The organism is Campylobacter sp. CNRCH_2015_1657, from assembly GCF_025772685.1.
In the GTDB taxonomy this organism is placed as follows: domain Bacteria; phylum Campylobacterota; class Campylobacteria; order Campylobacterales; family Campylobacteraceae; genus Campylobacter_D; species Campylobacter_D lari_D.
Genome location: NZ_JAKMSO010000001.1, coordinates 340,904 through 349,815 on the forward strand (window position 1 = coordinate 340,904; position 8,912 = coordinate 349,815).

Sequence of the window (8,912 nt, forward strand, 5' to 3'; positions counted from 1 at the left end):
GTCCTACGATTTGATGAAATTTGTTATTTCTTTTTTGAGTTCTATTAAACTCATAGGTTTTAAATTTGGATTAGTATCTCTGGCTTTTTTTGGCATACCATATACTATAGAATCAGCCTCATTTTCGCACAAACACCTTACTCCTGCTTTATAAAGTTCAAACAAAGACTTAGCACCATCATCGCCCATTCCTGTCATAATCAAAGCTAAAATTTTATGATATTTGCAAAGATTAACAGCAGAATTAAATAGCACATCAATCCCTGGATTAAAACTACTAGTTTCATCTGTAGTATTTAATGTTAAGGTATTGTTGCCACTTAAAATCATATTTCTTTGACAAATATAAATTTTATTTTTCAAAACTTCCTTATCACTTGGTATAATCACCTCGCTTAATGCTTCTTTGTTAAATTGATTTACAAAAGAAGGAATAAACGCAGGATTCATATGCTGAGCAATCACTACTGCACAATCTTTCAATTCTACATCATTTAGTAAAAACTTTAGTTGGCTTGGGCCACCTGTTGAAGAACCAATTAGTATAAGCTTCATTTTTTACCTTAAATAATTCATTGTTATTATATCAAATAAATATTTGAAAACATAAAAAAATAATTATATATAAGAAAGAAAAATTTTAATTAAATATGATAAAATTAATACTTTAAAATTTCAAAAATGATAAAGTGAATGTTAAATGTTAAGAGAAAAAATTTATATTGCAAGTGATCATGCTGGTTTTATTTTAAAGCAAGAAATTACTAAATTTTTACAAGAAAAAAATATTACTTTTGAAGACTTAGGTCCTTTTAGTGAGGATCGTTGTGATTATCCTGATTATGCACATTTATTAAGCTCTAAAATAAATGAAAAAAGTTTTGGAATTTTAGTATGCGGATCAGGAATTGGTATGAGTATAGCAGCAAATCGTCATAAAAATATACGCTGTGCTTTGTGTAATGAATCTTTAAGTGCTAAACTTTCAAGAGAACATAATGATGCAAATGTTTTAGCACTAGGAGCTAGATTAATAGGGGTTGATATGGCTTTTGAAATTATCTCAAATTTTATCAACACTTCTTTTAGCGGCGGAAGACATTGCGCAAGAATTAGCAAAATAGAGGAAAGATTATGATCTTAAGTTGGCTTGTATTAACTGTATTAATTTGTATTAGTATTTATATGACTATTATGTTACTTTATTATAAAACCCTGCTTCATAAAGAAAAAGTGGCAAAAGAATTTATAAAAAACAACCTTGATGATACTGAAATTGTTATTAGAAAACTACAAGTACAACTTCAAAGAAGTTTGGGTAATATTGATATTTTAACTGAAGAATTAAACAAAAGTAAAGCAGACTTAACCTCTCTTAGAACAAGAAATTCACAATATCGTATTGAAAATGAAAAACTAAGACAAAGAATCAAAGAATTAGAAGCAAAAATAGAGGCATTATTATGATAAAAGAGCAAGATAAAAAATATTTACTAGATAGCATTAGAGCTATTAAGGACTTTCCAAAAGAAGGGATTGTTTTTAGAGATATTACTACTTTATTAAACAACAAAGAAGCATTTGCGTTTTTAATGGATCATTTAGTTGAAAAATATCAAAACGCAAAGCTTGATTATATCGTTGGTATAGAAAGTAGAGGTTTTATTTTTGGAGCTGCCTTGAGCGCTAGTTTAAGACTTCCTTTTGTACCTATAAGAAAACCTGGAAAGCTACCTTCAAAATGCTTACAAGAATCTTATAGTTTAGAATATGGCAGTGATACTATAGAAATTCATATCGATGCTTTTAATAATCAAAAAGCAAATGTTTTACTTATAGATGATCTTATCGCTACAGGTGGCACAGCTATCGCTGCTGTGAAACTTATAGAAAAACTCAATGCAAAATGTGTTGAAGCTTGTTTTTTACTAGAGTTAAAAGATCTAGATGGTGCTAAAGAATTAGCTAAATTAACTTCTGTTTATAGTGTTTTAGAGGTATAAAATGGAAGAATTTTTAAAACAACTTTTGTATGATTATAAAAATTGGGCTTATATTATTGTGTTTTTATGGTGCATACTTGAAGGAGAACTTGCACTTATTTTAGCAGGTATTTTTGCACATGAAGGCCATGTAAATTTAGGACTTATTATCTTTATAGCAGGCTTAGGTGGCTTTGTAGGCGATCAAATATACTTTTATATAGGAAGATATAACAAAAAATACATTCAGAAAAAACTTCGCACCCAAAGGCGTAAATTTGCCATAGCACACTTACTTTTACAGCGTTTTGGTTGGCCTATTATCTTCATACAAAGATATATGTATGGTTTTAGAACTATTATACCTATGAGTATAGGATTAACTCGCTATAGTGCTAAAAAATTTGCTTTTATTAATCTTATTAGTGCGTGGGCTTGGGCTGCTATAACTATTTTACTTGCATGGTTTTTTGGAAAAGAAATTTGGCTTGCAGTAGAATGGACTGGAAATCATTGGTATTTTGCAGTGCCAATTATTGCTGGCTTTTTATTAGCTTTATTTTTAGGAATGAAACAAATAGAAAAATCAATACTTACAAGAAGGACTCGCAAATGACTTTTAATTTTATAGAAGAAAATATCGGCTCTATAAATGCTGATTTTGAAATCATTTTAATACAAGATAAAAAAATAGAACAATACACTCAAAGTCAAGAACTTTTCAAGCTTTCAAGCTATAAAGGTGAAGGAATTTGCATAGATATGCAAAATAAAATTCTTTACAGTGAACTTAAAAGCTTAGAATATGAAGATATAAGGCTTGCTTTTGCAAATGCATACAAAGCTTTAAAAAAACTTGAAATTCAAAGCGTAAAAACAAAAAGTGTCATAGGAAAATGTGTAGTAAATAGCTTTAATGCTATGATTCAAGGATTTACTTTTGGTGCTTATGAATTTAACAAATACAAAAAAGAAAAAACACCAAGCAAGTTAGAGAATATTTTCATCTCAAAAGATGAAATCAATGACAAAACATACAACCTAGAAGAAGCTTGCATAGGTATAAACTATGGTCAAATTTTTTCAAATGCTTGTGATTTTGCAAAAAATATCGTTAATGAAATCCCACAAATTTACACTCCTGCCAAAATGGCCGAAGATGCGCTTGAACTGAGCCAAAATAATTCTAATATTTCATGTAAAATTTATGAAAGCGATTTCTTAGAGCAAGAAAAAATGCAAGCATTTTTAGCAGTAAATCGTGCTTCAATTCATCCCCCAAAACTCATTCATCTTTCTTATAAACCACAAAATCCAAAAATGAAAGTAGTGTTTGTAGGTAAAGGGCTAACTTATGATAGTGGTGGACTTAGTTTAAAACCTGCTGATTACATGCTAACGATGAAATCAGATAAAAGCGGTGGTGCGGCTGCAATGGCTATTATTAAAGGTGCAAGCGAGTTAAACCTTGATATAGAAGTTCATTCTATCATCGGCGCAACTGAAAACATGATAGGTGGAAATGCTTATAAACCTGATGATGTGCTTATTTCAAGAGAAGGTGTGAGTATAGAGGTTAGAAATACCGACGCAGAAGGAAGATTAGTTTTAGCAGATTGTCTTTCACTTGCTCAAGATCTAAAACCTGATTTATTAATAGATCTTGCTACTTTAACTGGAGCTTGCGTGGTAGGACTTGGAGAATACACAAGTGCCATCATGGGAAATAATGAAGATTTGCAAAATGAATTTTATAAAATAAGTAAAAAAAGTGGAGATTTAGCTACTATTTTACATTTTAATCCGCACTTAAAAGAGCTTATAAAATCAAACATAGCAGATGTTAGTAATACCTCTTCAAGTCGTTATGGCGGGGCCATTACTGCGGGATTATTTTTAAATTCTTTCATTAGAGAAGAATACAAAGACAAATGGCTACATTTAGACATTGCAGGACCAGCTTATTTGGAAAAAGCTTGGGGTTATCACTGTTTTGGTGCAACCGGAGCAGGTGTTAGAATGTGCCTTTCATATTTACTTTATCTTTCAAGGAAACAAAAATGAGTTTATCAGTTGGTATAGTAGGACTTCCAAATGTTGGAAAATCTACCACTTTTAACGCTCTAACAAGAGCACAAAATGCTGAAAGTGCAAACTATCCATTTTGCACCATAGAACCAAACAAAGCAGTGGTACCTGTGCCTGATCATCGCTTAAAAGAGCTAGCAAAAATTGTTAATCCACAAAAAATCATACGCTCAAATATAGAATTTGTTGATATAGCAGGCTTAGTAGCAGGAGCTAGCAAAGGCGAGGGTTTGGGTAATAAATTTTTATCTAACATACGCGAAACAGAGATGATTTTACATATTGTGCGTTGTTTTGATGATGAAAATATCACCCATGTTGCGGGCAGTGTTGATCCTGTGCGTGATGTACAAATCATAGAAACAGAACTTATACTAGCAGATATAGAACAACTTAGCAAAAAAATAGAAAAACTCACTAAAGGTGCAAAGGCCAATGAAAAAGGTGCAAAAGAAACCTTGGCATTAGCTAATGAACTTTTAGAGCATTTAAATCAAAACAACAGTGCAAGTTCTTTTGCTAATAAAAATGAAGTCTATCATGCTCTTATAAAAGAACTAAGATTGCTTTCAGCTAAAGAAGTGATATATGGAGCAAATGTAGATGAGAATTCGCTTTTAGAAGATAATGAATTTGTAAAAGATCTTAAAGAATTTGCAGCAAAATCAGGTCATGAAGTAATCAAACTTTGCTCTAAAATAGAAGAAGAAATGATAGCTTTAAGCGATGAAGAAAATTATGAATTTTTAAAATCTTTAGGTATAGAAAGTAGCGGGCTTGAAGTAGTTATACGCACAGCATTTTCAAAGCTAAACTTGATTAGCTATTTTACAGCAGGTCAAGTAGAAGTTAGATCATGGACTATACAAAGAGGTTGGAAAGCACCAAAAGCAGCAAGCGTGATCCATAATGACTTTGAAAAAGGTTTTATCAAAGCTGAAGTAATTTCTTATGAGGATTATATCGCTTGCAAAGGCGAAAGTGGTGCTAAAGAAGCAGGAAAACTACGCCTTGAAGGGAAAGATTATATCGTACAAGATGGCGATGTAATGCATTTTAGATTCAATGTTTGATAATTTATCAAACATTGATTTGTTTTTTAATTAAGCTTTGCAATTTATCCTTAGTATCATATTCATTAGAAAAAGTAAGTAAATTCGCTTTAGGCCAAAAATAACTTTTAGGATTTTCAAATTTACCCCAACGCCAATCAAACCTAGGTGCTAAAAGTACTATTGTAGGTATATCTAAAGCTAAGGCTAAATGCGCAATAGCACTATCTATACTTACAATACAATCAATATCTTTTAAGTTATCTAAAGTATCATTCCAATTTTTTAGCTTTACTCCCCTATTTTCAATTTCTTGAGGTAGATTAACATTATTTACCCCATCTACTTGAAAAGAAATAATCTCACAACATAAATCTTTTAATGCATTATACAAAAATATAAAATCTACATTTCTCAATAAATCAGTATTTATAGCATTAGGAGTAAACCAAAAAATTCCTATTTTTTTAATTTTATTATTTGGTTTTTCTAAAGCAATAATAGGCGTTCTTAACTTAGAAATTTCATCTAATTTAATATCACAAAGCAAAGGTAAAGAGCAAATCGGCATAGCATAATCAAACTCACTCGGAAAATCTTTTAAAATTTTCAAATTAGAAAAAAAATTATTTTGTTTATTAAGCTCTTTGAGTTGATTTTTAAACATTTTATACATAGCGCTTTGCGGAGCAAACAAAACCTTAGAGGCAATTTGACAAAGTTTTTCCAAACATCTAGCATACATGATAGTATCACCAAAACCTTGCTCACAAAAAACTAAAATTTCTTTATCTTTAAAAGCCTGTACTCCATCTTTATTAAAGGCTTGTATGGTTTTATTATAATGATAAGGTGAAAAAGTTTCATTATGGGCATAAAAAAGTCTGCTCTCATATACTCTTTTACCTTCTTCAAAATTATCACTTTCTCCCATACGCATTAGCAAATATGCCAAGTCAAACTGATAAGTTGCATGTGGATGCAAACTCAAAGCTTTTTGGTATGCATCATAAGCACCTTGATAATTAGCACTTAGTTCTAGTGCTTTTGCATAATTTTGCCAAAATTGAGCATTATTTTGATTATACTCACATAAATTCGAAAATAATTCTAATGACTCTTGCAATCTCAAAAGTTTAAAAAGCAAATATGCTTTTTGTGGTAAAATTTGTGTATTTAAAAACTCATGAATTTTAACTATAGTCAAGTTTTCTTGGGTTTTCTCTTGTAATCTATCTTGTAAATTAATACTATTTGTAAAATTTTTTTCTACTAACTCCCCACTTTGTAATTTTGATATCATAATTTGTGTAAAATCACAAAGTTCATTATGTACTTCAAGTGCCTTTTGGAAATTTGTTTTAAAATAAAGCTCAGCATAATTTTTCCACAAATCAAGATTATACATATCTTTTTCTAAAGCAAGCTTATACAGTTTTTCTGCCTCTTCTAGGCTTCCTGTATTTTGATAAGCAAAAGCAAGTTCCAAATTAAGCTCATCTTTTAAAAAACATTGTCTTTGTAAAAGCTCTTCAAGTAATCCAATACCATCATTAAAATTTCCATTATATAAAAGTGCTTTTGCAAGCATTAGTCCATTAAAACTAGTAGGATATAAATTAAAAATTTGTCTTGCATAATGTAAAGTTTTACCATAATCTCCTATTTTAAAAGAAGCCATCATCGCATATTCTAAAGCATTTTTAGGATCTTGCTCCAAATATTCTTCACTACACTCTAAACACTTTTGATGGTTATTATTATAATAATGATATATTATTTTATCTAACATTATCTCCTCTATGATATTACATTAATATATTTTTTAATTCCCTAGAACTTACTAAAAACTAAATCATAACAATTATATACTTATATTATTATGATTTAGTTCGAGCTTACTAATATTTTTAAAGGAGGCGAAAATAAATGTATTGTTTAGCATTATTTCAAGTAAGCTCTAGGGAATTAAAATTACATATCAACTATTTTAGTTGATATGTAAAAATACTTACCACCATAAACCTAGTTTTAAAAACATAGTATGAGAAGTGGTATTATCAAATGTAAACACACCCGCATAATTTAATGATATATCAGAATGTTTATTAAGAGCATAAGATAATCCAAATTGCCCAAATCCATAGTATTTGGAAGTAATAACATCAGCTGTTAATGTATTTTCATCTAATTTCAACTTACCTCTTGCATCAGTATATAAATTTACTATAGATCCTATGGTTATATTAGATTTAAACTTATCAGTCCATGGCTTATACCATTTTAAAGCTGCACTTGCATCAACAAAGTTAAATTGACCTGCCAAATAATGTTCTTTTGTTCCACCTAAGTGATTTAAACTAAAATTCTTACTACTCATACCATAATAACTTAGTCCAATTTCTGGAGATACTCTAGCTACATCTATAGCATTATAATAATTAGCACCTATTTTTGCCTCAGCGCCATATCCATATACTAATGTATTTGCTTTAGAACTAGCAGGATTATTTTTATAAGACTTTTCTATATTTGTCTTAGTATAATCAAATTTTGAATATGCACTAAAATAGTATTCATCTAATCCTTTTCTTTTTAATACATTATAATAAGTTAAACCACCATAATATGTTTTATCATCAAAATTTAATCTTTGTGTGTTTTGTTTTTTAGAGCTATCCTCATGACCTAGATAAAAACCTATAACACCATAATCTTTTGGCAATTGCTTAAATGAACCACCAATCAAACCTGCAGTATCCATTCTTAATTGCCCTACACTTTTTCCAATTTTAGCTGAAGAGTGATTATAATATGGATTTAAAAAATAATATGTTGTATTTGAATCAAGATATTTACGATTATTTTTAGATAAATCAGATTGCAAATTCAATCCAGCAGCATTTCTTAACAAATTAGACACATTAATGCTTCTTAATCTTGCAGAATATACCATAGATTTAGCTAAAGTTTTACCACTTAACTCATTAATATCTACACTAACTCTATATTTTCCTTTTTCCGAAGGAACATTCATAAAATAATAAATATCTGTTAGACTATGGATATTTTTTGCATCAATGCCTTTATCATCATTAGTATTATTTCCTATACTATTACCTTTTTCATCAATAAAAAAAGTATTACTATCATATATTTTTTTAGTATCTAAATTTGCAGTATTAATATAAACTTCATCTACTTTAATACCACCAAGATTATTACCACCTAATACAACCGAATTTTTTAATCTATCTTCTTTATTTAAAAATTCAGGCGCATCAAAATACCAACTATTGATACTAAAAACACCTTTGCCATTATTTTCAATATGGTATCCATTTTTATTCTTATTTAAAACACCACTAATATATTTTGCATGTTTTCCAGAACCTTGAACATAACCATTAATCAGAGTGAAAGAATTGCTATTAGTAATTCCTCCTATTGTTCCATAATTAGTTAATTTCATTGTGCCATCATTTTCAATATCATCATGAATTATTGCTTTTTTAGTATTAACTAAAGATTCTATAGTTCCAGTATTTTTAATACCACTATAAATATTGCCATTATTTAATAACGAAGTTATAGAATTAGCATTATATATACCATTGAAAATAACCGCATTATTATTTACTTGGCCAATATTACCATGGTTTTTAATACCATAAACTTGATCATTAGACATACTGTAAAGTGTAGCTTCTTTACCTATGGTTGAATTATTTATTATATCCCCTATAGCACTTTTATTACTTAAGTTTATACCATTAGTTATAGTTCCTGC

The 8,912-nt window shown here is 29.3% G+C and carries 9 protein-coding genes; 6 read left to right on the top strand and 3 right to left on the bottom strand.

Going from position 1 to position 8,912, the window contains the following annotated elements; genetic code table 11:
• Window positions 1–3: 3 nt before the first annotated feature.
• Entirely contained in the window at window positions 4–555 is a 552-nt protein-coding gene (locus tag L8X27_RS01735; protein ID WP_133318963.1) for a CheB methylesterase domain-containing protein, read from the bottom strand.
• A 145-nt stretch (window positions 556–700) separates the two neighbouring features.
• Between L8X27_RS01735 and rpiB the strand changes: the two genes are divergently transcribed.
• Genes rpiB through ychF form a run of 6 tightly spaced genes read left to right on the top strand, consistent with a single transcriptional unit; the run spans window position 701 to window position 5,143 of the window.
• A complete protein-coding gene (gene rpiB / locus L8X27_RS01740; RefSeq protein WP_133318964.1) occupies window positions 701–1,138 on the top strand; it encodes a ribose 5-phosphate isomerase B in 438 nt (145 codons plus the stop codon).
• On the top strand, window positions 1,135–1,467 hold the full coding sequence (locus L8X27_RS01745; protein ID WP_133318965.1) for a hypothetical protein: 333 nt from the start codon (window positions 1,135–1,137) through the stop codon (window positions 1,465–1,467). The genes rpiB and L8X27_RS01745 overlap by 4 nt, the downstream gene beginning before the upstream one ends.
• A complete protein-coding gene (gene apt, locus L8X27_RS01750) occupies window positions 1,464–2,003 on the top strand; it encodes an adenine phosphoribosyltransferase (protein ID WP_412175234.1) in 540 nt (179 codons plus the stop codon). Before L8X27_RS01745 ends, apt begins: the two co-directional genes overlap by 4 nt.
• A gap of 1 nt (window position 2,004) precedes the next feature.
• Entirely contained in the window at window positions 2,005–2,598 is a 594-nt protein-coding gene (locus tag L8X27_RS01755) for a DedA family protein (protein ID WP_263680998.1), read from the top strand.
• Window positions 2,595–4,046 carry a leucyl aminopeptidase gene (locus tag L8X27_RS01760; protein WP_263680999.1) on the top strand — a complete coding sequence of 484 codons (1,452 nt, stop codon included), beginning with the start codon at window positions 2,595–2,597 and terminating at the stop codon, window positions 4,044–4,046. The genes L8X27_RS01755 and L8X27_RS01760 overlap by 4 nt, the downstream gene beginning before the upstream one ends.
• Window positions 4,043–5,143 (top strand): redox-regulated ATPase YchF, encoded by a 1,101-nt coding sequence (ychF, locus tag L8X27_RS01765; protein WP_263671310.1) that lies wholly within the window; start codon window positions 4,043–4,045, stop codon window positions 5,141–5,143. The genes L8X27_RS01760 and ychF overlap by 4 nt, the downstream gene beginning before the upstream one ends.
• 7 nt (window positions 5,144–5,150) lie before the next feature.
• On the opposite strand, the gene L8X27_RS01770 is transcribed toward ychF, so the two are convergent.
• Both L8X27_RS01770 and L8X27_RS01775 read right to left on the bottom strand, forming a co-directional pair.
• Window positions 5,151–6,914, bottom strand: a complete 1,764-nt coding sequence (locus L8X27_RS01770; protein WP_263681000.1) for a tetratricopeptide repeat protein — start codon at window positions 6,912–6,914, stop codon at window positions 5,151–5,153.
• 219 nt (window positions 6,915–7,133) lie between these two features.
• A partial coding sequence (locus L8X27_RS01775; RefSeq protein ID WP_263681001.1) for an autotransporter outer membrane beta-barrel domain-containing protein occupies window positions 7,134–8,912 on the bottom strand: 1,779 nt, incomplete at its 5' end.

What these genes read in the sequence shown, in the direction of transcription:
- L8X27_RS01735 (WP_133318963.1), bottom strand. Translation starts at nt 555, where the DNA reads ATGAAGCTTATACTAATTGGTTCTTCAACAGGTGGCCCAAGCCAACTA.
- rpiB (WP_133318964.1), top strand. Translation starts at nt 701, where the DNA reads ATGTTAAGAGAAAAAATTTATATTGCAAGTGATCATGCTGGTTTTATT.
- L8X27_RS01745 (WP_133318965.1), top strand. Translation starts at nt 1,135, where the DNA reads ATGATCTTAAGTTGGCTTGTATTAACTGTATTAATTTGTATTAGTATT.
- apt (WP_412175234.1), top strand. Translation starts at nt 1,464, where the DNA reads ATGATAAAAGAGCAAGATAAAAAATATTTACTAGATAGCATTAGAGCT.
- L8X27_RS01755 (WP_263680998.1), top strand. Translation starts at nt 2,005, where the DNA reads ATGGAAGAATTTTTAAAACAACTTTTGTATGATTATAAAAATTGGGCT.
- L8X27_RS01760 (WP_263680999.1), top strand. Translation starts at nt 2,595, where the DNA reads ATGACTTTTAATTTTATAGAAGAAAATATCGGCTCTATAAATGCTGAT.
- ychF (WP_263671310.1), top strand. Translation starts at nt 4,043, where the DNA reads ATGAGTTTATCAGTTGGTATAGTAGGACTTCCAAATGTTGGAAAATCT.
- L8X27_RS01770 (WP_263681000.1), bottom strand. Translation starts at nt 6,914, where the DNA reads ATGTTAGATAAAATAATATATCATTATTATAATAATAACCATCAAAAG.